24 protein-coding genes are annotated in these 22,064 nt (G+C 68.6%); 16 read left to right on the top strand and 8 right to left on the bottom strand.

The features are described from left to right. The first annotated feature begins 64 nt into the window (after positions 1 to 64). The gene (locus tag C5E05_RS17275) at positions 65 to 526 is read left to right on the top strand and encodes a VOC family protein (protein ID WP_104342621.1); all 462 of its coding nucleotides are present in this window, start codon (positions 65 to 67) and stop codon (positions 524 to 526) included. Between the two features lie 28 nt (positions 527 to 554). On the opposite strand, the gene C5E05_RS17270 is transcribed toward C5E05_RS17275, so the two are convergent. The 3 genes from C5E05_RS17270 to C5E05_RS17260 form a co-directional block, all read right to left on the bottom strand. After that, the gene (locus C5E05_RS17270; protein ID WP_146081160.1) at positions 555 to 1,217 is read right to left on the bottom strand and encodes a hypothetical protein; all 663 of its coding nucleotides are present in this window, start codon (positions 1,215 to 1,217) and stop codon (positions 555 to 557) included. A gap of 137 nt (positions 1,218 to 1,354) precedes the next feature. Beyond that, positions 1,355 to 2,020, bottom strand: a complete 666-nt coding sequence (locus tag C5E05_RS17265; protein ID WP_104342620.1) for a VOC family protein — start codon at positions 2,018 to 2,020, stop codon at positions 1,355 to 1,357. Between the two features lie 28 nt (positions 2,021 to 2,048). Further along, the gene (locus tag C5E05_RS17260) at positions 2,049 to 2,507 is read right to left on the bottom strand and encodes an Lrp/AsnC family transcriptional regulator (protein WP_104342619.1); all 459 of its coding nucleotides are present in this window, start codon (positions 2,505 to 2,507) and stop codon (positions 2,049 to 2,051) included. A 121-nt stretch (positions 2,508 to 2,628) separates the two neighbouring features. On the opposite strand from C5E05_RS17260, the gene C5E05_RS17255 reads away from it, so the two are divergent. Further along, positions 2,629 to 2,997 (top strand): nuclear transport factor 2 family protein, encoded by a 369-nt coding sequence (locus C5E05_RS17255; RefSeq protein WP_104244737.1) that lies wholly within the window; start codon positions 2,629 to 2,631, stop codon positions 2,995 to 2,997. Here C5E05_RS17255 and C5E05_RS17250 read toward each other — a convergent pair. Next, complete coding sequence (locus C5E05_RS17250; protein WP_104342618.1) at positions 2,994 to 4,472, bottom strand: MFS transporter; 1,479 nt, start codon at positions 4,470 to 4,472, stop codon at positions 2,994 to 2,996. The two genes, C5E05_RS17255 and C5E05_RS17250, sit on opposite strands and share 4 nt — an antisense overlap. A gap of 142 nt (positions 4,473 to 4,614) precedes the next feature. Here C5E05_RS17250 and C5E05_RS17245 point away from each other — a divergent pair, with 142 nt between their 5' ends. Then, on the top strand, positions 4,615 to 5,592 hold the full coding sequence (locus C5E05_RS17245; RefSeq protein ID WP_181059713.1) for a YafY family protein: 978 nt from the start codon (positions 4,615 to 4,617) through the stop codon (positions 5,590 to 5,592). A gap of 11 nt (positions 5,593 to 5,603) precedes the next feature. On the opposite strand, the gene C5E05_RS17240 is transcribed toward C5E05_RS17245, so the two are convergent. Further along, the gene (locus C5E05_RS17240; RefSeq protein ID WP_104342616.1) at positions 5,604 to 5,957 is read right to left on the bottom strand and encodes a hypothetical protein; all 354 of its coding nucleotides are present in this window, start codon (positions 5,955 to 5,957) and stop codon (positions 5,604 to 5,606) included. 600 nt (positions 5,958 to 6,557) lie between these two features. Between C5E05_RS17240 and C5E05_RS17235 the strand changes: the two genes are divergently transcribed. Continuing rightward, the gene (locus C5E05_RS17235) at positions 6,558 to 6,953 is read left to right on the top strand and encodes a GreA/GreB family elongation factor (RefSeq protein WP_219819575.1); all 396 of its coding nucleotides are present in this window, start codon (positions 6,558 to 6,560) and stop codon (positions 6,951 to 6,953) included. A gap of 119 nt (positions 6,954 to 7,072) precedes the next feature. Then, positions 7,073 to 8,140 (top strand): hypothetical protein, encoded by a 1,068-nt coding sequence (locus C5E05_RS17230; protein WP_146081159.1) that lies wholly within the window; start codon positions 7,073 to 7,075, stop codon positions 8,138 to 8,140. On the opposite strand, the gene C5E05_RS17225 is transcribed toward C5E05_RS17230, so the two are convergent. After that, positions 8,137 to 9,033: an NAD(P)-dependent oxidoreductase gene (locus C5E05_RS17225; protein ID WP_104342651.1), complete on the bottom strand. Its 897-nt coding sequence runs from the start codon at positions 9,031 to 9,033 to the stop codon at positions 8,137 to 8,139. The two genes, C5E05_RS17230 and C5E05_RS17225, sit on opposite strands and share 4 nt — an antisense overlap. 111 nt (positions 9,034 to 9,144) lie before the next feature. On the opposite strand from C5E05_RS17225, the gene C5E05_RS17220 reads away from it, so the two are divergent. From C5E05_RS17220 to C5E05_RS17190, 7 genes are all read left to right on the top strand, one after another. After that, the gene (locus C5E05_RS17220) at positions 9,145 to 10,203 is read left to right on the top strand and encodes a D-2-hydroxyacid dehydrogenase (protein WP_104244749.1); all 1,059 of its coding nucleotides are present in this window, start codon (positions 9,145 to 9,147) and stop codon (positions 10,201 to 10,203) included. A gap of 67 nt (positions 10,204 to 10,270) precedes the next feature. Then, on the top strand, positions 10,271 to 11,083 hold the full coding sequence (locus C5E05_RS17215; RefSeq protein ID WP_258064908.1) for an IclR family transcriptional regulator: 813 nt from the start codon (positions 10,271 to 10,273) through the stop codon (positions 11,081 to 11,083). 133 nt (positions 11,084 to 11,216) lie between these two features. Further along, a complete protein-coding gene (locus C5E05_RS17210) occupies positions 11,217 to 12,674 on the top strand; it encodes an MFS transporter (RefSeq protein WP_104305620.1) in 1,458 nt (485 codons plus the stop codon). Beyond that, entirely contained in the window at positions 12,671 to 13,468 is a 798-nt protein-coding gene (locus C5E05_RS17205; RefSeq protein ID WP_258063559.1) for an SDR family oxidoreductase, read from the top strand. The genes C5E05_RS17210 and C5E05_RS17205 overlap by 4 nt, the downstream gene beginning before the upstream one ends. Then, entirely contained in the window at positions 13,468 to 14,205 is a 738-nt protein-coding gene (locus tag C5E05_RS17200) for a fumarylacetoacetate hydrolase family protein (protein WP_104342613.1), read from the top strand. The genes C5E05_RS17205 and C5E05_RS17200 overlap by 1 nt, the downstream gene beginning before the upstream one ends. Before the next feature lie 34 nt (positions 14,206 to 14,239). Next, the gene (locus tag C5E05_RS17195) at positions 14,240 to 15,310 is read left to right on the top strand and encodes an L-idonate 5-dehydrogenase (RefSeq protein ID WP_219819574.1); all 1,071 of its coding nucleotides are present in this window, start codon (positions 14,240 to 14,242) and stop codon (positions 15,308 to 15,310) included. After that, positions 15,307 to 15,870 carry a gluconokinase gene (locus tag C5E05_RS17190; protein WP_258064907.1) on the top strand — a complete coding sequence of 188 codons (564 nt, stop codon included), beginning with the start codon at positions 15,307 to 15,309 and terminating at the stop codon, positions 15,868 to 15,870. The genes C5E05_RS17195 and C5E05_RS17190 overlap by 4 nt, the downstream gene beginning before the upstream one ends. A gap of 7 nt (positions 15,871 to 15,877) precedes the next feature. Here the strand turns inward: C5E05_RS17190 and C5E05_RS17185 are convergent, their stop codons facing one another. After that, positions 15,878 to 16,765 (bottom strand): LysR family transcriptional regulator, encoded by an 888-nt coding sequence (locus tag C5E05_RS17185; RefSeq protein ID WP_104244759.1) that lies wholly within the window; start codon positions 16,763 to 16,765, stop codon positions 15,878 to 15,880. Between the two features lie 70 nt (positions 16,766 to 16,835). Between C5E05_RS17185 and C5E05_RS17180 the strand changes: the two genes are divergently transcribed. The 4 genes from C5E05_RS17180 to C5E05_RS17165 all read left to right on the top strand — a co-directional run bounded on the left by C5E05_RS17180 (position 16,836) and on the right by C5E05_RS17165 (position 20,512). Then, on the top strand, positions 16,836 to 17,819 hold the full coding sequence (locus C5E05_RS17180; RefSeq protein WP_104342611.1) for a DMT family transporter: 984 nt from the start codon (positions 16,836 to 16,838) through the stop codon (positions 17,817 to 17,819). 94 nt (positions 17,820 to 17,913) lie between these two features. Then, on the top strand, positions 17,914 to 19,080 hold the full coding sequence (locus C5E05_RS17175) for an LLM class flavin-dependent oxidoreductase (RefSeq protein ID WP_104244763.1): 1,167 nt from the start codon (positions 17,914 to 17,916) through the stop codon (positions 19,078 to 19,080). 116 nt (positions 19,081 to 19,196) lie between these two features. Next, positions 19,197 to 19,874 (top strand): CE1759 family FMN reductase, encoded by a 678-nt coding sequence (locus tag C5E05_RS17170; protein WP_104342610.1) that lies wholly within the window; start codon positions 19,197 to 19,199, stop codon positions 19,872 to 19,874. A 56-nt stretch (positions 19,875 to 19,930) separates the two neighbouring features. After that, the gene (locus C5E05_RS17165) at positions 19,931 to 20,512 is read left to right on the top strand and encodes a hypothetical protein (RefSeq protein WP_104342609.1); all 582 of its coding nucleotides are present in this window, start codon (positions 19,931 to 19,933) and stop codon (positions 20,510 to 20,512) included. A 202-nt stretch (positions 20,513 to 20,714) separates the two neighbouring features. Here the strand turns inward: C5E05_RS17165 and C5E05_RS17160 are convergent, their stop codons facing one another. Continuing rightward, a complete protein-coding gene (locus C5E05_RS17160; RefSeq protein WP_104342608.1) occupies positions 20,715 to 22,034 on the bottom strand; it encodes an aspartate aminotransferase family protein in 1,320 nt (439 codons plus the stop codon). Positions 22,035 to 22,064 lie beyond the last annotated feature (30 nt).

Below are 22,064 nucleotides of genomic sequence, written 5' to 3'. Positions count from 1 at the left end.
TGTCATCCTCGCCGCAGCGGCACGAGCCGCGCACCTTCGAATCCAGTCAGGAAGCGGGAACACCATGAGCATCACCACGACGACCCACCTCAACTTCGCCGGCACCGCGCGCGAGGCACTCGAGTTCTACGCGGGCGTCTTCGGCGGCGAGGTCTCGATCGCCACCTATGCGCAGTTCGGGATGCCCGCCGAGCTGCCGGGCGCATCCAATGTCGTGTTCGGCAGAGTGGATGCCCCCAACGGCTTCCGCGTGCTCGCCTACGACACCCTCGGCGAAGCTGCCGAGGGGCTCGCGGGCGCGGTGGGGGAGACGCGGCGGGAGCAGGGCGCCACCGTGACGACCCAGCCCTTCTTCCTCGCGGCGAGCGGGGACACGCTCGACGAGATCACCGCCTACTGGGATGCCCTGTCCGTGGAGGCCGCCGTCATCGAGCCGCTCGCCGCCTCGGCATGGTCGGCGGGCTTCGGGATGCTCCGCGACCGCTTCGGGGTGACCTGGGTGCTCGATGTCGCGGCTGCCGTCTGAGCCGCCGGACCGGGGTGTCGGCCACGGCTCACGGTGACATGTCGCCGTGGGCGACGACGCGGCAGAGCTCCACTCGCCCGTCCGGCAGGTGCCAGGCGTGCAGGCGTCTGGCACCCGCCGCCTTGAAGCCGACGGAGTAGCGGAAGCACCTCGCGCCGTCGTCGCGGACGACGTCGTGGGCGTGCGCGCCATTGCCGCTGCGCAGCGGATGCGCGCCCCTCGAGTGCAGGTGCCGACCGCGTCCGGTCACGACGTCGACGGCCGCACGCCACACTTTCGCCTGGAGCTGCGGCGCGAGTGATCTGACCGAGGCGGCGAAGGCGGGGCCTACGAGGTACTCGCCGAGCGGATGCGCGGACCGGTCGATCGCGGAGGAGTTCTGCAGCCAGCTGACGTGGATCTGGTGGCGAGCCCATTCCTCCTGGTCGGCGAAGTCGATGCTCCCGACGCGCTCATCCCGGGCCTTCTGGAGGACTCGAAGTCGCTTCTGAACGCCCCGGAGTCGCGCCTCACTCTCGTGGAGTCTCTCGGCGAGGTCGCTGTTCTCCCGGCGGAGTGCGCGCAGCTCTTGGAGGAGCTGCGCGTCGGTCCTGGCATGCGCGAGCCTTCGTGGCTCGACCTGCTCGCCCGCCTCCACGAGCCGGAGCGTGCCCATCGACATCACTGCTGAGGGTTTGGGTTGCGCGGACATCGGGACTCCTCACCTCGCTGGTACCTGGCGTATTCGGGCCAAGCTATGCGGGCGTCGTCAGCTGCGAAACGGTCGCTGACTCGGGGCGTCTCGGGTCTGAACTTTCCGTCGCACTGCGCTGCGGTGGCGGATGCGCGCTACTCGGGCTTCCATGGGCTGTCGTCGCGCCACGGGGCGACGTCGACTTCGTTGCCCTCCGGGTCGGCGAGCGTCCAGTGCTCCGGGGCGTTGGTTTCGTCGACGATGCGCCCGCCGGCGGCGAGCGCCGCTGCGACGCGAGCGTCAGCCTGGTCGCGTGGAACGTACACGTCGACGTGCATCGTGTTCCGCTCGGCGCGGGGCGCGTCGATCTGCTGCAGCCAGACGTTCGGTCCGACGGCGATCGGGTCGGCGAGGTCTTCGCCACCGCGCCGCTCGTACGCGAGGACTGCTTCCCAGAAGGGGAGCGCGGCGTCGAGGTCGACGACGTCGATCGCGATCTGGATGCTCTGCACGGCGCCCGTGCTCGCCTCGATGCCCAGCCCGCGGGCGATCTCGGAGATGCGCGCGGCGAGGGCGGTGTCTCGTTCGCTGATGTCGCCCACGTCGTGGCTGATGAGGCGCACCATGACCGAGCCGTAGCGGAGGTCCACGTCGGGGTGATGGTCGGCCTCGTCGGCGGCGCGGGCGATCTCAGCAACGAACGCGGCGCCTCTCGCGAAGTCGCCGGTCGTGAAGTTCGCGCGGGCGCCGTCACCCACGACCCGCCAGTCGGCGGTGCCGTCCGCTTGCCGAAATTGTCTGGGGGAGACTCGATCGCTCATGACGGCGATTCTCGCCGAAGCGGGTGAGTTATGCCGGTGAGATGTGGCGTGTAGGGAGCGGGCTGGAGTAGACGACGCTCGTCGTGATGCCGCCGAGCGTCGCCAGGCGGCCCGTGATCCGCTCGAGGTCCCGCATCGACCTGGCGAGCACCTTGATGATGAAGCAGTCTGCCCCGGTCACATGGTGGGCTTCCACGATTTCCGGTGTCGTCGCGACGAGGTCGTGGAACGGCTTGTAGTTGCCGGAGGGGTAGGCGAGTCGCACGAACGCCATGACCGTGTACCCGAGCGCCTCCGCGTCGACGGTGACCGAGTAGCCGGTGATGACGCCGGTGTCCGTGAGGCGGCGCACCCGCTCCGCCGTCGCACTGGGCGACAGCAGCACTGACCTGGCGACATCGGCGATGCTGGCACGACCGTCCGATTGCAGGTGCGCGAGGATCGCATGATCGGTGCCGTCGAGGCTGGACCGTTGATCGGGTGGCATGAGACCGAAACTACCGTGGAATCTGTTCTCTCGAGAGCTCAGGTCCGTTGAGCGAGCCTTCAGTCTCCACGCCGTCCTGGCTTGAATTGAGGGGTACACCAACGACCGAAGGATTCGCCTCATGTCACTCCACGCAGTCCCCGCCGTGACCGCCGCCATCGACCTCTACTTCCAAGCGCTGCACGAGTGCGATGTCACCAAGCTCGACCGGGTCTTCGACAGCTCCGCGAGCCTGTTCGACGTCACCGACGGGACGTTCACGGCCATGCCGTTCGCCGAGTGGCGCGAGATCGTCGCCAATCGACCGTCGCCGCAGTCGGTCGGGCAGGCGCGCGAGGACGAGCTGCTGTCGCTCGACTTCCTCTCCGCCGACCTGGTCGTCGCGAAGGTACGGCTGCGGATCCTCGACCAGGTCTTCGAGGACCACCTGTCGCTCGCCAATATCGACGGTGATTTCCGGGTCGTGGCGAAGACCTGGCGCGACGCCTAACGCTGCCGCTCGGCCTCCTCGGGTGCCTCCGCGGCGACAGCCCCTTCAGCGGCCTCGGCTGCCTCCGAGTTCGGCGGCGGAGTCTCCGCGTACGACTTCGAGAGGAGACGGTACTGCGGGGATGCGAACGCGACGATGACGAGGCTGAGCAGCAGGACGCTCGCGACCAGGAACACCAGCGCGATGCCGCGGGCATCGCCGTCGCCGAGCATCCACCCGAGCGACTCCTGGCCCTCGCGGGACTCCATGTATGGGATGAGCCAGAACTCCGCGATGGGGCCGATCATGAACGCGCTGATGGGCGTCGAGGCCGACTCGACGGTGGCCGCGAAGCCGAACACGCGTCCCTGCTTCTCGAACGGCACCACGCGTTGGATGACGGTCTGCTCTGCCGCCTCCGCGATGGGCATGATCGCCATGAAGATGAACATGCCGACGATGAACAGCCAGCCGTACTCGCGGATGGTGAACGTCGCGCCGAGCAGGGCGACGCCGATGTTGACGATGAGGAGGGTGCGGACGGGGTTCTTCCCGAGGCCGAACTTCGCGACGAGGCCGCCGCCCACGATGAAGCCGATGCTCGTGACGCCGAGCCAGACTCCCCACATCTCGACCGAGAAGAGGGTGAGGCCATACGGGTCCATGAGCGCCATGAAGACGCCGCCGACGAGGTTGTTGAGCGTCGTGAAGAGGATGAGCGCGAGCAGGCCGGGCACGAGCATGACGGCGGGAATCGCGCCGCGGAAGTTGATCTTCGCGGCGCCTGCTTCTGGGTCGTGGGCGATGCCGCGTTCGGGGATCGACACGAAGAGGAGGTGAGCGAACGAGACTGCGGTCGCGACGATCGCGATGAGCACGGTCGGCCCCATGCCGAGCAGGCCGATCGACAGGCCGGAGAACACGCTGGTGACCATGAACGCGATGCCCTGCACCGTGCCGACCAGGCCGTTCGCCCGGTCGCGCCGGTCGGCGGGCACCAGTAGCGTGACGGTGGTCGACAGCGCGATGTTGCGCAGGTTCTCGACGACCCCGCCGACCAGGATGACGCCGGCGAAGAGCCAGAACCAGATGCCGTTCCAGTCGACGAGCGCCTCCTCCGGGAAGCTCAGGTAGAGCACGCCGGCGAGCAGGTAGGTGATGAGGGTCACCGCGCTCGAGATGAGCATGACGGCCTTCTTCTTCATGTGATCGACGATCGCGCCGAAGATCATGCCGAAGACCGCCACGAGCAGCATGTAGCTGCCGCCGATGATGGACGTCGCCAGCACCGAACCCGTTTCGAGGTACGCCCAGAAGGTGAGCGCGAACCACAGGTAACTCGTCGTGACGTTGGCGATGAGCGTGTTGACGAGCACCTGGTAGAAGCTGCGCAGGGTCGCCAGCGTCGGCACGTCCTGATGTGGCAGCGCTCGCGGCGAGGCCTCTGGAGCCGAGGAGCGTTCTTCAGGTGTGGACGGGGGTGTGGTGTCGGCCATGCGTATCCCTGATTTCCTGAATCGGTGTTCTCATCATCCACCTGTCCTCCGACATTCGGAAGCGGGTCGGGTGATGCTTGCAGGATTCACGATGACGGTAATTGCGGACGGATACTGGCCGCTATCTCTCTACGATGAGACCATGTCCACCGGATCCCGCATGCTCACGCTGCTCACGCTCCTCCAGAACCACCGGTTCTGGACCGGCGATGAGCTCTCCGCGAGGCTCCGGGTGAGCCCGCGCACGCTGCGGCGTGACGTCGAGCAGCTCCGGGAGCTCGGCTACCCGGTTGAGACGACGCGCGGCGTCGGGGGCGGGTACCGGCTGAGCGCTGGCGGTTCGCTGCCGCCACTCATGGTCAGCGACGAGGAGGCCCTGGCGATCGTGCTCGGACTCAGGGCCGTGACTGCCAGTGGGGTCCAAGGGGTGCAGGACGCGGCGGTCGGCGCGCTCGCGAAGATCGTGCCAGTGCTGCCGATGCACGTGCGCAAGCTCGCTGCTGGTATCGGCTCGACGGTCGGTGCCGGGCAGGCGCGCGAGGGGGCGCCCCAGGTCGAGGTCGCCGTGCTCGCCAGCGTCGCGACGGCCTGCCGGGACCGCACGATGCTGGCGTTCGACTACGAGAAGCGTGATGGTGCCCTCTCGAGTCGGCTCGTCGAGCCGCATGCGCTCGTTCCGGTCGCCCGCCGCTGGTACCTCGTCGCGTTCGACGAGGGGGCGGGCGGCTGGCGCACGTTCCGCCTCGACCGGATGCGCGGCGTCGAGTCCTTGCCGAAGAGCTTCGGCTCGCGGCCCATTCCGGGAGGCGATGCTGACGCGTTCGTGCAGTCGAGCATCCGCAACCTGCCCACCCGTTACGAGGCGGTCGTGCGAGTCGAGGTGCCAGCCGAGGACGCACGGGCTGAGGTTGGCCAGTGGGGTGTGGTCCTCGAGCTCGAAGAAGGGTGGAGCGAGGTGCGGATGCGCACGGACGACCTCGACTACGTCGTCTACCTCCTCGCCAGGCTCGATGCCCGGTGCGAGGTCGTCGGACCACCTGAACTCGTCGACGCGCTGCGAGCCTGGGGTCGCCGGCTGCTGCGCGTCGGCCTCCCAGAGGAGGCGGACGCCCCTGAGTGACTGCGCCGGTGTCAGACGTAGCGATTCATGGCCGCGAACTCGATGGAGACGTCCCTGATGTCGTCCCAGGTGAGTGCGCAGGCGGAATCGGTCGCCGGTGGCTGCGCGGCTCGGTCGCGGATGCGTCGAGCGAGCAACTCAGGGTCGTCGCAATCGGCGACGAGGAGAAATGTCGTGACCAGGTAGTCGCCGTGTTCTCTCGCGACCCGTTCGCAGAGTCGCGAGGCGGCCTGCTCGCAGGCGGTGAGAACGATCGAATCACTGAGGCCCGGGTCCGCGAGCACCACGATGACGTGGCGCAGCTTCGGCAGCTTCGAGGAGAGCGCGACGCAGTCGTGCATGACCTCCTGGAGGAGGTCGGACAAGCTTCGGCGATTCTCTCTTCGAGAGGCGTCCCTTCCGATAACCAGGGAGACAGGAGAATCCGCCAGTCCCTCGAATGTCGAGGCTTCGTTTTCATCTGTCCGAAAACGTGGATCAAGGGCGGCAAGGCATGGTAACGCGTCGCCCCGAAGAATGAGCTTGGGCACGATCTTCTTGGCTGCTTTTCCTGCGTGACGATGCCCCGGCGCCGAAAAGGCGCCGGGGTTCGACGAAAACATGGCTTGATACCTCGTTCAGAGCTGCGAAGGAGGCGCATGGGAGCCTCCGGTGGTCTCAGGTGTCCCGTGTGGCCTGTCGTTCTAGCTCTTTCGCTTGAACGGGTCCTCTGCCTGGGTCTTGTCTCGCTTGAGTGCGCGTCGCTCCTTCAGCGTGAGCTGTGGTGCCTTCTTCGCGTTTTCCTTGGACTTTCTGTCTGCCATTCTCTTACTCGCTTCCCTTTTCTCAGCTGGCGGGTATCCGGACGACCATAGTCCATTTCCTGCGCGTTCTCATCCTCGGGGTAAATGGCTTTTCAGGGGGCTTTTGGGCTATCATGATCGTTTACCCTTTTGTCGCCTCGCGACATGAAAGAGGAGGTTCCCGTGGAAACGGTCTGGATGACGCCGACGGCATTGCGTGCCCTGCAGGACGAGCTCGAGGCGCTGCTGCGCGTGGGCGCCGACTCGTCGGCGCGCGGCAGGGAGATTCGAAAGCTCATCGATCATGCCGAGGTCACCGCCAAGCCCGACGATGGGCTCGTCGAGGCCGGTATGCAGGTCACGGTTCGCTTCGACGACGCCGGGCGCGAGGCGACCTTCCTGCTCGGAAGCAGAGTGCTCGCCGGGTTGGACCCGAGCGTCGCGATCGACGTCTACTCGTCGGACTCGCCCCTCGGGGAGGCCATCCTGGGGAGCCGAGTCGGCAGCACGGTGACCTTCACGCCACCGGCCGGTCAGCAGCGCGTCACCATTCTGTCTGCCGTGCCGTTCTCCTGGTAGTGCTCTCGCCCGGGGAGAACTCCCCGGGCGATAGCGGGAATTCACCGGGGAAATCCGGGTATCGTAAGCGCCTCTTCTCCGCACCTCGGTGCGAGAGCCGTAGCCGTACGACCTCCCCGATGGCTTCCGCAGATTGGACCCCCGCCATGCCCCGCACCACACCCTCCACACACGCCGCCGGCGCCTCGAACAGCGAGCGACGCGAGATTGGCCGCCGCAGCATCCTCACCGGAGCAGCCTGGTCTCTTCCGGTCATCGCTCTGGCCAGTGCCGCCCCGGCCTCCTCCGCGAGTGGCGCGACCGGCGCAGACCTCCAGCTCACGAACGGAGCTGGCTACACCGACTCCTGGTACAGCGAGGACGGTCTGCAGCTCCAGTCGCTCACGGTCGGGACCATGTTCTCCGTCACGAATCTGAGCACGGCGCCAGCGCCGACGGGATTCACGGCGCGCGCGAGCTGGGACGCCCGCTGGGCGACGGCAGTCGAATGGACCGAAGGCTCGGTTCCGGGACCGATCACGACGGTCGGGAACGTCTCGACCCAGTCGGCCGAGCACCCGGAGTCGATCGCGGCTGGGGCGGAGGGCCGGCTCCGTGTCCTTCCCACTCAACCGAGCGCGCTGACGGAGATGCTCCCCGACCTCGCCCCCTGGAAGGTCGAGGTGATCACCAGCGGAGACCCGGACCTGAGCAACAACACCGTCACGTACACGTCCCAGATCGAGGACATCGAGCCGTGGGATGCGACGCTTTCGACCGTGTGGGGAGTGCATCCGGTCACGATCGATGGAAGCGAGTACAGCTACTCCTTCCCGCGGCAGCTCACGATCACGTCCACCGGACCCAACCCGATCCCTGCCGGCGAGACCATCGAGTACTCGTTCGCGAGCCAGCCGACCGACTTCATCACCGCGTTCGACGTCGCCACGGTGGCGATCGACGGGGCTGCTCGCCCCGGCTTCCTGAACGAAGAGGACTGGGCCACGGCGCCGAGCAAGGTGTGGACCACGACGCAGGAGATTCCCGTCGGCTCGACGCTCACCCTCGACTTCACGTTCTCAGCAGGCCCGAACGCCGAGGAGGGCGTGGTCACCTCGCTCGCCTACGGGTACCTGCGCGGCGGGAAGCAGCGCGTTCCTCGCGAGGACATCCAGTTCCTCGCGCCGCGGACGTCGCTCGCGGTCTAGTTCTCGGAGCGTTCCGCGACGAAGCGTCTGGTGACGGCGATGTCCCGCTCGCCCAGGCCAGCATCCACGAGTTCGTCGAAGGCGGCCCGCAGGGTGGGGAGCAGCACTGGATGCGTGCCGGTCGCGTCGGCGACGTCGGCTGCGAAGGTGAGGTCCTTCACCATGTACTTGGCGACGCCGGAGGGGGAGTCGTCTCCCGTGACGAGCTTCTCGCGCCTGCTCTCGAGCAGCCTGGATCCGGCGTAGCCGCCGCCGAGCAGGTCCCAGAGCACGGCGAGATCGATGCCGCTGCGCTCGGCGAGCACGCTCGCCTCGCCGAGTGCCAGGATCGTGGACGACACGATCATCTGGTTGCAGGCCTTCGCGACCTCGCCGGCGCCGAGCGGCCCGAGATGCACGGGGCGTCCGCAGGCATTCAGGATGCTCGTGGCCGTCGCGACCTCGTCGTCACCTCCGCCGAGCATGATCGAGAGCGTGCCAGCCTTCGCGCCATCTTCGCCTCCGGAGACAGGGGAGTCGATGACGCGAACGCGGCCCTCGGTCTCGATGGTGAGGCGCTCCGCGAGCCCGCGGAGCCCGGTTGGCGACACGGTGGAGCCGACCATGATGAGCAGCTCTCCTGCGCCAGCGAGCAGGCCGTCGTCCCCGGCGAGCACGGCCTCGAGCTCTGGGAGGTCGGGGAGCATGACGAGGATCGCGTCGCTGGCCGCGGCGAGTTCGCGTGGCGACTCGTGCCAGGTGGCGCCCGCTTCGATGAGGGCGCTTGCCCGGTCGGGGTGGCGCCCCGTGAGCTGGAGGGTGCCGTGCGCGGCGAGCAGGTGGCCGGCCATCGGGAGACCCATGGCGCCGAGGCCGAGTACGCCGACGCGAGGAGTGTGAGCAGCAGTGGTCATGAGCACACCCTAGCCTGCTGATCATTGTGTGGGACAGTGTCCACAGTGTTGAATCGACGTAGACTTCACCACGAGAGACTGCACCTGTCGCCACGAATCGAAGAGGATCCCATGACTGACAGCCCCCAGAAACTGCGCGCGGTCGTCGCCGTCGACCTGAGCGAGGAGCTCTGCCAGCTCGTCGAGCGCCTCGAGCCTCGACTCGAAGTCGTGCGGGACCACACGTTCTACCGGCCTATGCGAGGGCCCGCCGACTGGTCCGGAGATCCGAGCGTGACTCGAACTCCCGAGCAGCAGGCCGCGTTCGACGAGCTGATCGACTCGGCCGACGTCCTCTTCGGGCTCCCGGATGTCGACTCCGCCTCCCTCGCGCGCACGGTCGCGGCCAACCCGCGACTCCGCTGGGTGCATGCGACGGCGGCGGGCGGTGGAGGGCAGGTGAAGGCGGCGGGCCTCGGCCAAGATGCGCTCGAGCGAATCGTCTTCACGACGAGTGCCGGAGTCCACGGCGGGACCCTCGCCGAGTTCGCGCTCTTCGGCGTGCTCGCCGGGGCGAAGGATCTTCCGCGCCTGCAGCAGCAGCAGTCGGCCCGGCAGTGGACGGGCCGCTGGGAGATGCGCCAGCTCGATGAGATGACCGTGCTCATCGTGGGCCTCGGCGGCATCGGCAAGGCGGCGGCGCTGAAGTTCTCGGCCCTCGGTGCCACCGTGCTCGGCACGACGCGCAGTGGCGAGGCCGTCGAGGGTGTCGACAGGCTCGTGCCCATCGACCAGCTCGCCTCGGCTGTGTCCGAGGCTGACGCCATCGTCGTCACGCTCCCCGGCACCGATGCGACGACGGGACTCCTCGGTGAGGAGGTCTTCGCGAACGTGAAGCCGGGTGTCATCGTCTCCAACGTCGGGCGCGGCACGGTCATCGACGAATCCGCGCTTCTCGCGGCCCTCGACGACGGCCGCGTCGGGTTCGCGGCCCTCGACGTCTTCGAGGTGGAGCCGCTGCCAGCCGAGAGCCCGCTCTGGGCGCACCCGAACGTGCTCGTCAGCCCGCACACGGCCGCGCTCTCGAGCGCGGAGGAGCCCCGGATCGCGAAGCTCTTCGCCGAGAACGCGCGCCGGCTCCTCGACGGTGAGCCGCTCAAGAACGTTGTCGATATCGTCGAGTTCTACTGATTTCCCACCTGTGGGCCCGTTGCGACGTCAACGGGCCGGCAGGCGTGACGAGGCGAGGAGCGGCACCGTGCCAGAAGCTGCGGATGCATCAACGAAGGCGGGCGCGCAGGACGCGCCGGAGCGCGACCTCGCGCCGGCGGTGACGCGCTCGCTGCGCATCCTGTCGCTGCTGGCCGACGCTGATGGCGCGCCCATGACGCTGAGCGATATCGCCAGGGCGCTCGGTATCGCGAAATCGTCGACCGCCAATCTGGTCGCCGTGCTCGAAGACGGGCGGATGCTGCAGCGTGTGCCGCAGGGGTACCAGCTGGGCAGGCGCACGGCCGAGCTCGGCGGCGCGTTCGCGCAGCAGTTCAACCAGATCAGAGAGTTCTTCGGGGTATGCGATGCGTCTCCCGTGCTTCGCAGCGAGCTCGTGCAGGTGGTCATGCTGGACGGCCCGGACACGGTCTACCTCGCTCGTCACGAGGGTCGACGGCGCTACCAGCTGGGCACGCCGCTGGGTTCGCGCCTGCCGGCGGCGCTCACGGCCTCGGGTCGTGCGCTGCTCATGCGTCTCGACGACGAGGAGGTCGTGGAGCTCGTCGGCGCCTCCGCCTCCTTCCCGAAGCTGACGCCGCAGAGCATCGGGACGACGAGGGAGCTGCTCGACTGCCTCGCCGTCGCTCGGGAGCGCGGCTACTCGATCGACTCGAACGGCTCGGTCGGGGGAGTGACGGGCGTCGCGGTGCCGCTCGCCTCCTGGTCGCCGAGTGATCCCCCGTTTGCGCTCGGGGCGGCTCTGCCGACGGAGCTCGCGGATGCTGAGCACGTCGCTCGCGTCGGTGCGGCGCTCATCGAGGCTGCGCGGGAGCTCACGAACCCGCTGGCAGGGCGGTAGCTCAGGCCTCGGCAACATCTCGTGCGTTCAAAGTGTTGAACGTCGTCCACTGGAGTGTTAGCTTGTGGTCAGCAAGCATGCACCGACGGGTTCACCACGGCCTCGGTGCACCGCACATCAAAGGAGATGTTTCGTGACTGAGAACACCCGGCCTCCAGTGCCGACCGACGACCCGGAGTACGCAGACAACCTGCGCCGCGCGACGTTGGCCTCGAGCATCGGCTCCGCCCTCGAGTACTTCGACTTCGCGCTCTACGGCCTCATGACCGCGCTCGTCTTCAACAAGCTCTTCTTCGACCAGAGCGACCCGGCCGTCGCCGTCATCGGGGCCTTCGCCATCTACGGCGTCGGCTTCGTCGCCCGACCCTTCGGCGGGCTCTTCTTCGGCACGATGGGTGACCGCCTCGGCCGCAAGGGCGTGCTTGTCATCACGATCGTGCTCATGGGCGGCGCATCCACCGCCATCGGCCTCCTCCCCACCTACGAGACGATCGGGCTGTGGGCCCCAGCGCTGCTCGTGCTCCTCCGACTCGCGCAGGGCTTCGGTGCCGGCGCCGAGCAGGCCGGTGCCACGGTGCTCATGGCCGAGTACGCGCCCGTGAAGCGCCGCGGGTTCTTCTCCGCGCTCCCGTTCGTCGGCATCCAGGCCGGCACGCTCCTCGCCGCCGTGGTCTTCAGCCTGCTGACGCTCATGCCGGATGAGGCGTTCCTGTCGTGGGGCTGGCGGATCCCGTTCCTCGGGTCGTTCGCCCTCATCCTCGTCGCACTGTTCATCCGCATGCGCCTCCGTGAGACCCCGACGTTCGTCGAGCTCGAGAAGAGCGACCAGGTCGCCGACCACCCGATCCGTGAGATCTTCACCCGCGGCATGCCGGGCGTCATCACGGGCATCGGCCTGCGCATGGCCGAGAACGGCGGCTCGTACATCTTCCAGAACGTGTCGCTCGCGTTCGTCGCCGGCACGTTCATCGCGAACCCCGTCGACCGCGGCATCGCGACCTGGGGTGTCACGATCGGCTCGCTCATCGGCATTTTCTCGGTGCCGCTCTCCGGGCACCTCTCCGACAAGCTCGGCCGCCGCGCCGTCTACCGGTTCGGCGCCGTCTTCATGCTGCTCTTCGCATTCCCCGCATGGTGGATGCTCTCGCTCGGCAACGGACCCCTCACGATCGCCGTCATCGCCGTCGGTATCGGTGTGGCCGTCAACTCGATGCTCGGGCCGCAGTGCGCCATGCTCCCTGAGCTGTTCGGCAACAAGCACCGCTACCTCGGCGTGGCCATGGCCCGAGAGCTCTCTGCCGTGCTCGCCGGCGGCCTGGCCGGCGTGGTCGGCACGTGGCTGCTCACGCTCACCGGCGGCAACTGGGTGGTCATGGGGCTCTACCTCGCGACGCTCGCCGCGATCACCACTGCAGCGACGTTCCTCGTTCCAGAGACGAAGGGCCGCGACCTGCTCCGCAAGGAAGACGCCATTCGCGTCTCCACCGATGAGGAGGACACCGGCCTCATCGACCTGCAGGACATCTACGAGGCCGCACCTGCCGCAGGCACTGCGAGCAGCGCATCCGCCGCGGTGGGGGCCAAGTCGTGAGCCTCCCCGCCGGGCTGAAGGCGTTCGACCTCACGGGTCGGACAGCCCTCGTCACGGGGTCGAGCCAGGGCATCGGCCGGGCACTCGCGGGCGGTCTCGCCGCCGCGGGGGCCAGGGTCGTGGTGCACGGACGGGACCGGGCGAAAGCCGAGCGCGCGGCGGCGTCCATCGCCGAGGCCCTCGGCCTCGAGGGAACGACGGCCGAGCCGATCGTCTCGACCTTCGACGTGACGGATGCGTCAGCCGTGGATGCCGGCATCGGCGAACTCGAGGCGAGCATCGGAACGGTCGACATCCTCGTCAACAACGCGGGCATCCAGCGGCGCGCCCCCATCGCCGAGTTCACCGACTCCGACTGGCATGAGCTGCTGGCCACGAACCTCACGAGCGCGTTCCTGCTCTCGCGCCGCGTGGCTCGCGGCATGCTCGAGCGCGGCACCGGCAAGATCGTGAACATCGGGAGCGTGCAGTCGCAGATCGCCCGCCCCTCGATCGCGCCGTACAGTGCGACGAAGGGCGCCATCGTGATGCTCACGAAGGGGCTCTGCGCCGACCTCGCGCCGGCGGGGATCACCGTGAACGCGCTTGCACCCGGCTACTTCGCGACCGAGCTCACGAAGGCGCTCGTCGACGACGCCCAGTTCTCGGCCTGGGTGGCCCAGAGGACGCCCGCCGGGCGCTGGGGGCAGGTCGACGAGCTCGTCGGCACGCTCGTGTTCCTCTCCAGTGACGCTTCGGCGTTCGTGAACGGCCAGACGATCTATGTCGATGGCGGAATGACGGCGGTTGTGTGATGCGAATCTCCAGGATCCAGACCAGTGACGGCACCGTCACGCACGCGTTCGCCGATGGCGACTCGTGGGTGCCCTGCAGCGACCCCTACGAGGCGTTCGCACGCGGCGTCGAGCCGACGCGCAAAGGCGGGGGTGTCGCGGATGCGACGCTGCTCGCTCCGAGCGAGCCGCGCATCGTCGTCGGGATCGCGCAGAACGGCCCAGAGCATCCCTCTCCGGTGCAGGCCTGGCTGAAGAGCCCCCGCACGGTCGTGCCGAGCGGAACCCCGGTGGCGCTGCGCCGAGGCGTCGGCAAGGTCGTCATCGAGGGCGAGGTGTGCGTCGTCATCGGCCGTGGCGCGGTCGACGTGTCTGCGGAGGACGCGCACACCGTGATCCTCGGTCTCACCGCCGTGAACGACATCTCGAACCCAGACCGGGGCAGCATCGACCCCCGGAACTTCGAGGGCAAGGGCGGCGTCGGCTACACGCCGCTCGGCCCCTGGATCGAGACAGGAGCGGACTTCGCCGCCGCCGAGCTCGAGGTGCGCATCAACGGCGAGCGGAAGGTGCTCACCGGAAGCCAGGAGCTGCCAGCGGGCATCGCCGAGTGCGTCGCCTACGTCACGAGCTGGGTGCCGCTCGGCCCCGGCGACATCATCATGACGGGCGCCCCGAAGTCGGGGTTCGCAGCCGAACCCGGGGACCTCATCGAGATCACCGTCGCGGGCGTGCCGCTGGTGACGCCGTGCGTCTGACTCACGAACCATTCGACGTGCAAGGAGATCGCAAGTGACCCAGGAGAACCTCGGAGTCGTCGCCCACGGCAAGGACGACCTGCGGCTCGATGCGCTGCCGGAACCGGAGCCGACCCCGGATCAGGCCGTCGTCGCGATCGCGTATGGCGGCGTGTGCGGATCGGATCTGCACTACTGGATGCACGGGGCCGCGGGGGAGTCGATCCTGCGCGACCCGCTCCTCCTCGGCCACGAGATCGTCGGCACCGTGCTCGAGGCAGCGGCTGACGGGAGCGGCCCTCGGGTCGGCCAGCGAGTCGCCGTCCACCCCGCCACGCAGGGTGACGATGGCGTGACGCCCTACCCGGCCGAGCGACCGAACCTCTCTCCTGCCGGCACCTATCTGGGCTCCGCCGCGCGCATCCCGCACACCCAGGGGGCATTCGCGCGTCGAGTCGCCCTGCCAGCACGCATGCTCCGCGCGCTGCCAGCGGGCCTCGACCTCAAGCTGGCATCACTCGCCGAGCCGGCCTCCGTCGCCTGGCATGGAGTCGGGCAGGCTGGAGACGTGCGAGGCAAGCGGGTGCTCGTCATCGGCGCCGGCCCGATCGGTGCGCTTGTCGTCGCCGTGATGAAGCACCACGGCGCCGCCGAGATCATCGCGAGCGACCTCCACGAGCTGCCGCTCGCCGTCGCCACCGAGCTCGGGGCGAATCGCGTCATCGACGCGCGCGATGCGGCGGCGATCGCCGCCGTGCACGCCGACGTCGTCATCGAGTCGTCTGGCACGGTGCCGGGGCTCGCCAGTGCCATCCGTGGCGCCGGTCGCGCGGGCCGCGTCGTCCTGCTCGGTCTGCAGCGCAGCGGTGAGGTCCCCGCCCTGCTGTCGCTCGCGATCACTCGCGAGCTGACCCTCGTCGGCTCGTTCCGCTTCACCGACGAGATCGACGCCGTGATCGGCGCGCTCGCCGACGGCTCACTGGTCGTGGATGCAGTGCTCACGCACGAGTTCTCGGTCGAGCAGGCGCTCGAGGCGTTTGCCGTCGCAGGCGACGCCTCCAGATCGTCGAAGGTGCTGCTCTCGTTCGCCGACGCCGACGCTCGCGTGGACGGGGCCGCGTCGTGAGCGCTGCGGAGGCCGCCGAAGGCGCCGCGCGTCCCGCTCCTGCGCATCCGCCCATGGTCGTCATGGGGGTGCAGGGCACGGGCAAGACCACGATCGGCTCGGCACTGGCAACGCGACTCGACGTGACCTTCATCGACAGCGACGACCTGCACCCGCCCGCCAACAAGGCCAAGATGGCGGCAGGGAACCCCCTCGACGACGAAGACCGTGTGCCCTGGCTCAAGGTCATCGGCGCGACGATCGCCGCCAACGCCGCCGAAGGGCGCGTGACGATCGTCGCCTGCTCGGCGCTCAAGCGCTGGTATCGGGAGCTGCTGCGCTCGAGCGTGCCAGAGCTGCGCTTCATCCACCTGTCAGGCCAGCGCGACCTCGTCGCCTCACGCCTCGCAACGCGACAGCACGAGTTCATGCCAACGACGCTGCTCGACAGTCAGTTCGAGGTGCTCGAACCGCTCGCGCCCTGGGAGGCGGGGGTCGTGGTTCCCGTCGCGGGCACGCCAGTCGAGATCGTGGACGCGATCGTCGCGTACCTCGAAGGAGCCGAACCCTCCGAGGCCTGAGGGGCCATCAGAGCTCGACCTTCACCGTGCTCGCGAAGTCGACGCCAGTCGCATCGACGAGTGCCCCCACAAGCGGGTGCCATGGGCGAGTGTTGGGCCCGGACAGCACGAGCTGCCGCGGCCTGCGTGCCGTGAGCGGGCGCATCACGAGGTCGTCCGGGAGCATCCCGCGCCCCAGGGACGGGATGACGGCGACACCCATGCCCTGCTGCACCATGCGGAACATCGTGCTCATCTCGCGGACGCGGTGCGAGAAGACGTAGGGGAGCCCGAGCTCGTCGTGCATCTTCCTGACGTGCGTCTCGCATCCGCCCGTCGACACGATGAGGCCGTCGTCGTCGAGCTCGTCGAGCGGGATCGAGTCCTGCTGCGCGAGCGGGTGGTCGGCAGGCACGAGCGCGGCGAACTCGTCCGTGGCGACGAGGAGCCCGCCTGGCGGCGCGGGGGATGGCTCGACGAGGACCGCAGCGTCCACGAGTCCCGCTTCGAGCCACTCGGGCATCTCCTCGTCGTCGCCCTCGTAGATCGACACGGCGATGTTGGGCAGCCGCGCGGACCACAGGGCCAGCAGGTCAGGGACCAGTCCCTGGCAGACCGTCGCGACCGCCCCGAGTCGGACGGTGCCGGACAGGGTCTCGTCGCGGCGCACGGCGCTCTCCAGCGCTGAGACGGAGGCCAGTGCGGCTCGGGCGTGCTCGATCACGCCGAGGCCGAGCGCGGTGAGGGTGATCCCGCCGTCGCGGCGCAGGACCCGGCCGCCGACAGCCTTCTCGAGGCCCGTCACGGAGTGCGAGATCGCCGACTGACTGACCCCCAGCTCGGTGGCGGCAACGGTGAAGGACGCGCGATCCACGACCGTGACCAGCGCACGGAGCTGGGCGATGGTGACGCTCATGAGGTCTCCTCATGTGGGGATGAAGCAGATGCATTTGCCTCATGTGGGGGTGCCGCCAACAATAAGTCCCATGAGACCTACCGGCAACACCCGCGGCACCGTCGCCGCCTTTGTCGTCCTCTCCCTCGTCTGGGGTGCGAGCTTCCTCTTCATGAAAGTCGGGCTCGAGGGGCTCAGTCCAGCGCAGCTCGTGTTGGGACGCCTCACGCTGGGGGCCGCGGCACTCGTCGCGATCATGCTGGTCACTCGGCGACGCTGGCCCAGGGGGCGGAAGATCTGGGTGCACATGCTCGTCGTGTCCCTCGCGCTCGCGGTTGTGCCCTATTCGCTCTTCGCCTGGGCTGGGCAGTACATGCCGAGCAGCCTCTCGAGCATCTACAACGCGACGACACCCATCATGACGCTCCTGCTCATGCCGCTTGTGCTCGTCGGCGAGCGGCTCACGCGCACGCAGGTCGTTGGCCTCGTGGTCGGCCTGAGCGGGGTCGTCGTGCTCGCGGCTCCCTGGCAGCTCATCGGCACGGGCCAGGTACCCGAGCTGCTGCCAGCCCAGCTCGCCTGCCTCGGCGCCACCATCTCCTACGGATTCGCCGGGCTCTACATGCGCCGGTTCCTCACGAGCTCGGGATACGACACGATCACCCTGTCGACCGTCCAGATCGGCCTGGCCGCCGTCATCGTGTGGCTCCTCGCGCCCCTCACCGCGCGGGGCGAGGTCGCGATCGACCTGCCGGTGCTCCTGGCCGTCGCGGGGCTCGGCGTGCTCGGGACCGGACTCGCCTACATCTGGTACAACCGCATCCTGCGTGACTGGGGCCCGGCCCGCGCATCCACCGTCACCTATCTCTCGCCAGTTGTCGGCGTCATCCTGGGGGTCGTGGTGCTGGGGGAGTCGGTGCACTGGAACCAGCCGCTCGGCGGTCTGATCGTTGTGGTGGGGGTGCTCGCGAGCCAGGGGCGCGTGCCCGGGATGCGGGCTCGAACCGCCGTCGCCGCCCCTGTCGCTGCTCCCGGCGAAGGTGTGCTGCCAGTGGAGTCGAGCACGCGGGAATAGATCCGAACGCGCTACGTTGTATGCATATGCATGGAGTTGGGAATCCAGAACCAGGACCGACCCGGCCCGTGCATCCACAACGAAAGGGCTGAACATGCAGTTCGGAATCTTCTCCGTCAGCGACATCACACGCAACCCGGTCACCGGCGAGACGCCGAGCGAGGCCGAGCGCATCGACGCGATCGTCAAGATCGCCCAGAAGACCGAAGAGGTCGGCCTCGACGTCTTCGCCATCGGCGAGCACCACAACCCGCCCTTCTTCTCCTCCTCGCCCGCCGTGCTCCTCTCGCACATCGCGGCACTCACGAAGACGCTGCGCGTCTCCACGTCGACGACCCTCATCACGACCAACGACCCCGTGCGCATCGCCGAGGAATACGCGATGCTGCAGCACCTCTCCAAGGGCCGCATGGACCTCATGCTCGGCCGCGGCAACACCGCCCCCGTCTACCCGTGGTTCGGCAAGGACATCCGCTCCGGCCTGCCCCTCGCCCTCGAGAACTACAATCTGCTCCACCGCCTCTGGCGCGAGGACGTCGTCGACTGGGAAGGCAAGTTCCGCACCCCCCTGCAGGGCTTCACCTCGACGCCCCGCCCCCTCGACGACGTGGCACCGTTCGTGTGGCACGGCTCCATCCGCACCCCGGAGATCGCCGAGCAGGCCGCCTTCTACGGCGACGGGTTCTTCGCGAACAACATCTTCTGGCCGAAGGAGCACTACATGCGCCTCATCGACTTCTACCGCCAGCGCTACGAGCACTACGGCCACGGCAAGGCATCGCAGGCGATCGTCGGCCTCGGCGGGCAGGCGTTCATCGCCAAGAACTCGCAGGATGCGAAGGACCAGTTCCGCCCCTACTTCAACGAGGCACCCGTCTACGGCCACGGGCCGCGGATGGAGGACTTCATGCAGCAGACCCCGCTCTCGGTCGGCAGCCCGCAGGAGGTCATCGACAAGACCCTGACGTTCCGCGAGCACTTCGGCGACTACCAGCGCCAGCTGTTCCTCATGGACCACGCCGGCCTGCCGCTCGGCATGGTGCTCGACCAGCTCGAGCTCCTCGGCTCCGAAGTGGTTCCAGTGCTGCGCCGCGAGCTCGAGGCGCTCCGCCCCGCCGAGGTCCCAGACGCGCCCACGCACGAGTCGCTTGTCCTCGCGAAGTACGGCGACGCCGCGCCGCGCCAACCGCGCCCCAACGAGAACCGCGGCGACAACGTCACCGGCTCCTCGCCCTACCAGGACACCGCGCTCGTCGCCTAGCGACCGCGAAGCGAGTGCGCGGGGCCGGCCCATTCGACCGGCCCCGCGCATCCGTTCGGCTCCTCGCCTCTGCTTTTCGCTCTCTCCTCAGCTCCAACCCGTTCGGAAGGACTTCCATGACCAACGCACAAGGCGCCTACCGCGTCGCCGTCGTCAACGCCGGTATCAGCGACCCGTCGTCGACGAAGCTGCTCGCAGACCGCATCGAGCGTGGCGTCTCCAAGCTCGCGGCGACACGAGGCCGTGACGTTGTATCGACGCACATCGATCTGCGGATGCTCCTCCCCGAACTGCCAGCAGCCCTCGGCTCGCAGAGCTTCGGCCCCCAGTTCGAGCGCGCCATCGCGGCGCTCCGCGACGCCGACGGCATCATCGCGGCCGCCCCCGTCTACAAGGCCGGGCCGAGCGGACTCTTCACGTCGTTCTTCCAGACCCTCGACAACGACCTCCTCATCGCCAAGCCCGTCGTGCTCGCCGCAACCGCCGGCACTGCGCGTCACGCGCTTGTCGTGGACGAGCAGATGCGGTCGATGTTCGCGTACCTGCGCACCATGACCGCGCCCACGTCGCTCTTCGCCTCAACCGAGGACTGGCAGGATGCGGGCCTCGGGTCCCGCATCGAGCGCGCATCCGTCGAGCTCCTCGCCCTGATGGAGGCTGGCGTCGAGCAGACGATCCGCGGCGACAACTGGGGCGGCTACCAGCACGAGCTCGGCAGCGCAGGCGGAACCGAGCTCGGCATCGAGCTGAACTCCGACCTCATGCGCATGGCCGCAGGTGGAGGCGCGGCCTAGCCGCGCTGCGGTTCGCCGCTGAGGCTCTGATCAGACCGAGTCGGGACAATGGGGGCATGACTTCTCCGAGAACCGACCTCCGCAAGCGCGCGATCCTGGCAGCGGGACAGGGCGCGCTGACCGCCCTCTACTACGCCACCCCTGACGTGATCTCGTCGAGGGCTGGTCGCGGAGTCGCGAAGACGATGCTGGCCCTCGGCGTCGGCGGGCTCGCGGCGTCGGAGTACGACGAGCTGAAGATCGGCAAGCGCGGCCGCGCCGAAGACACCGACCTGCTCGTGCAGCCGGCGGCGCAGGCACCGGGCGAGCTCATCGGCGGCCCAGGCGAGCAGGCTGATGCGCCACACCCGGCGTCGGGCGAGCGACCGAACGGTGAAGACGGTGCAGACGGGAAGCCGCAGAGCTTCTCCCAGTTCTGGATCTCGCTCTCTCCGGCGAGCCGGGTCGCCCTCGGCGGGCTCGCCACGGCTGCTGGAGCCGGGGCGATCCTCGCCGCTGTCGCCGGCGAGCGGTGGATCTACCGCTTCGGCGAGCGTCGCGCCAACGGCGGGGTGACGGCCGCGCACACCAAGACGGGCCTCGTGATCGGCGGCCTCACTGCGCTCATGGCGCTGATTCCGCCGCCAGAGGACAAGTAGGCCCTCGGCCGCGGGCGTTCCCTGCGGCGCGAAGCCGCGGCTGTCCAACTTCCGTGACGCCGTGCTTGCGCTGACGCCCCGGCGGTCCGCCGGTGCCGAATCGTCACGGAAGTTGGACAGGAAACGCGATTCCGTTCGCGGCGACACCCATTGCCGCAGCAGTCCAGTCGTGCAGGAGCGCGGCGGCGCCGAGGCCCAGCGCTCAGAATCCGGCGAGCACCTCGTCGATGATGGCAATGCCGCGGAGCGCATCGGCGTCGGTGATGACGGCGGGTGGCACGACGTGGATGCGGTTGTCGGCGACGAACGGCAGCAGGCCGCGGGCCACGAGCTGCGATTTGATGGTCGCCATGTCGGCCGCGGCGAGCGGGGCGCGCGTCAGCGGGTCGCTGACCAGCTCGACCGCCCAGAAGACACCCTTGCCGCGCACCTCGCCGACGACGTCGTGACGTGCGGCAAGCTCGTGCAGTTCGGGGCCGATGACCTCGCGTCCGAGGCGGGCCGCGTTCTCGACGATGCCCTCCTCCTCCATGGTCTCGAGGGTCGCGACGATGGATGCGGCGGCCAGTGGATGCCCCGAGTACGTGAGCCCGCCTGGGAAGACCTCCTCGTCGAAGCGCGCGGCGATCTCCTCGGAGATGATGACCCCGCCGACCGGCACGTAGCCCGAGTTGACGCCCTTCGCGAAGGTGATGAGGTCGGGACGGACATCGTAGGCATCGAACGCGAACCACTCGCCGGTCCGCCCGAACCCGGCCATGACCTCGTCGAGGATGAGCAGGACGCCGTAGCGGTCGCAGATCTCCCGCACGCCGGCAAGGTACCCGGGCGGCGGCACGAGCACGCCAGCGGTTCCGGGGATGCTCTCGATGAGGATGGCCGCGACGGACGCGGGGCCCTCCGCCTGGACGACGCGCTCGAGGTGTCGAAGTGCCCGTGCGCTCTCCTGCTCGGGCGTCTCGGCCCAGAATTCCGAGCGGTACAGGTACGGGCCGAAGGCGTGCACGTGGCCGCGCGCGTACTCGTTGGGGATGCGTCGCCAGTCGCCGGTCGCGACGATCGCGGCTCCCGTGTTGCCGTGGTAGCTGCGGTACAGGGACACGACCTTGTCGCGCCCCGTCGAGAGGCGGGCCATGCGAGTCGCGTTCTCGACCGCATCCGCACCGCCGTTCGTGAAGAACACCTTCGAGAAGCTCTCTGGGGCGTGCGACAGGATCAGCTCCGCCGCCTTCGCCCTGGTCTCGTTGGCGTGCGCCGGGGCGATCGTCACGAGCTTCGCGGCCTGCTCCTGGATGGCCGCGATGACCTTCGGGTGCTGGTAGCCGATCGTGACGTTCACGAGCTGGCTCGAGAAATCGAGGTACTCGTTGCCGTCGAAGTCCCACAGTCTCGCGCCTTCGCCGCGGGCGATGGGCAGCGGCGAGATCTTCCCCTGAGCTGACCAGGAGTGGAACACCGAGGCGAGGTCGCGCTCGCGAACGTCCGTGTTGCTGAGGTGGGGGCTGAGGGTGGGAGCGGTCATGTCTCCACTCTGCGGCCCGGAATGCGTCGC

The sequence above is a fragment of the Pseudoclavibacter sp. AY1H1 genome (genome assembly GCF_002931055.1).
Taxonomy (GTDB): Bacteria; Actinomycetota; Actinomycetes; order Actinomycetales; family Microbacteriaceae; genus Pseudoclavibacter.
This window is presented reverse-complemented; position numbering and strand designations above follow the sequence as displayed.

What these genes read in the sequence shown, in the direction of transcription:
- C5E05_RS17275 (WP_104342621.1), top strand. Translation starts at nt 65, where the DNA reads ATGAGCATCACCACGACGACCCACCTCAACTTCGCCGGCACCGCGCGC.
- C5E05_RS17270 (WP_146081160.1), bottom strand. Translation starts at nt 1,217, where the DNA reads ATGTCCGCGCAACCCAAACCCTCAGCAGTGATGTCGATGGGCACGCTC.
- C5E05_RS17265 (WP_104342620.1), bottom strand. Translation starts at nt 2,020, where the DNA reads ATGAGCGATCGAGTCTCCCCCAGACAATTTCGGCAAGCGGACGGCACC.
- C5E05_RS17260 (WP_104342619.1), bottom strand. Translation starts at nt 2,507, where the DNA reads ATGCCACCCGATCAACGGTCCAGCCTCGACGGCACCGATCATGCGATC.
- C5E05_RS17255 (WP_104244737.1), top strand. Translation starts at nt 2,629, where the DNA reads ATGTCACTCCACGCAGTCCCCGCCGTGACCGCCGCCATCGACCTCTAC.
- C5E05_RS17250 (WP_104342618.1), bottom strand. Translation starts at nt 4,472, where the DNA reads ATGGCCGACACCACACCCCCGTCCACACCTGAAGAACGCTCCTCGGCT.
- C5E05_RS17245 (WP_181059713.1), top strand. Translation starts at nt 4,615, where the DNA reads ATGTCCACCGGATCCCGCATGCTCACGCTGCTCACGCTCCTCCAGAAC.
- C5E05_RS17230 (WP_146081159.1), top strand. Translation starts at nt 7,073, where the DNA reads ATGGCTTCCGCAGATTGGACCCCCGCCATGCCCCGCACCACACCCTCC.
- C5E05_RS17225 (WP_104342651.1), bottom strand. Translation starts at nt 9,033, where the DNA reads ATGACCACTGCTGCTCACACTCCTCGCGTCGGCGTACTCGGCCTCGGC.
- C5E05_RS17220 (WP_104244749.1), top strand. Translation starts at nt 9,145, where the DNA reads ATGACTGACAGCCCCCAGAAACTGCGCGCGGTCGTCGCCGTCGACCTG.
- C5E05_RS17200 (WP_104342613.1), top strand. Translation starts at nt 13,468, where the DNA reads ATGCGAATCTCCAGGATCCAGACCAGTGACGGCACCGTCACGCACGCG.
- C5E05_RS17185 (WP_104244759.1), bottom strand. Translation starts at nt 16,765, where the DNA reads ATGAGCGTCACCATCGCCCAGCTCCGTGCGCTGGTCACGGTCGTGGAT.
- C5E05_RS17180 (WP_104342611.1), top strand. Translation starts at nt 16,836, where the DNA reads ATGAGACCTACCGGCAACACCCGCGGCACCGTCGCCGCCTTTGTCGTC.
- C5E05_RS17175 (WP_104244763.1), top strand. Translation starts at nt 17,914, where the DNA reads ATGCAGTTCGGAATCTTCTCCGTCAGCGACATCACACGCAACCCGGTC.
- C5E05_RS17170 (WP_104342610.1), top strand. Translation starts at nt 19,197, where the DNA reads ATGACCAACGCACAAGGCGCCTACCGCGTCGCCGTCGTCAACGCCGGT.
- C5E05_RS17165 (WP_104342609.1), top strand. Translation starts at nt 19,931, where the DNA reads ATGACTTCTCCGAGAACCGACCTCCGCAAGCGCGCGATCCTGGCAGCG.
- C5E05_RS17160 (WP_104342608.1), bottom strand. Translation starts at nt 22,034, where the DNA reads ATGACCGCTCCCACCCTCAGCCCCCACCTCAGCAACACGGACGTTCGC.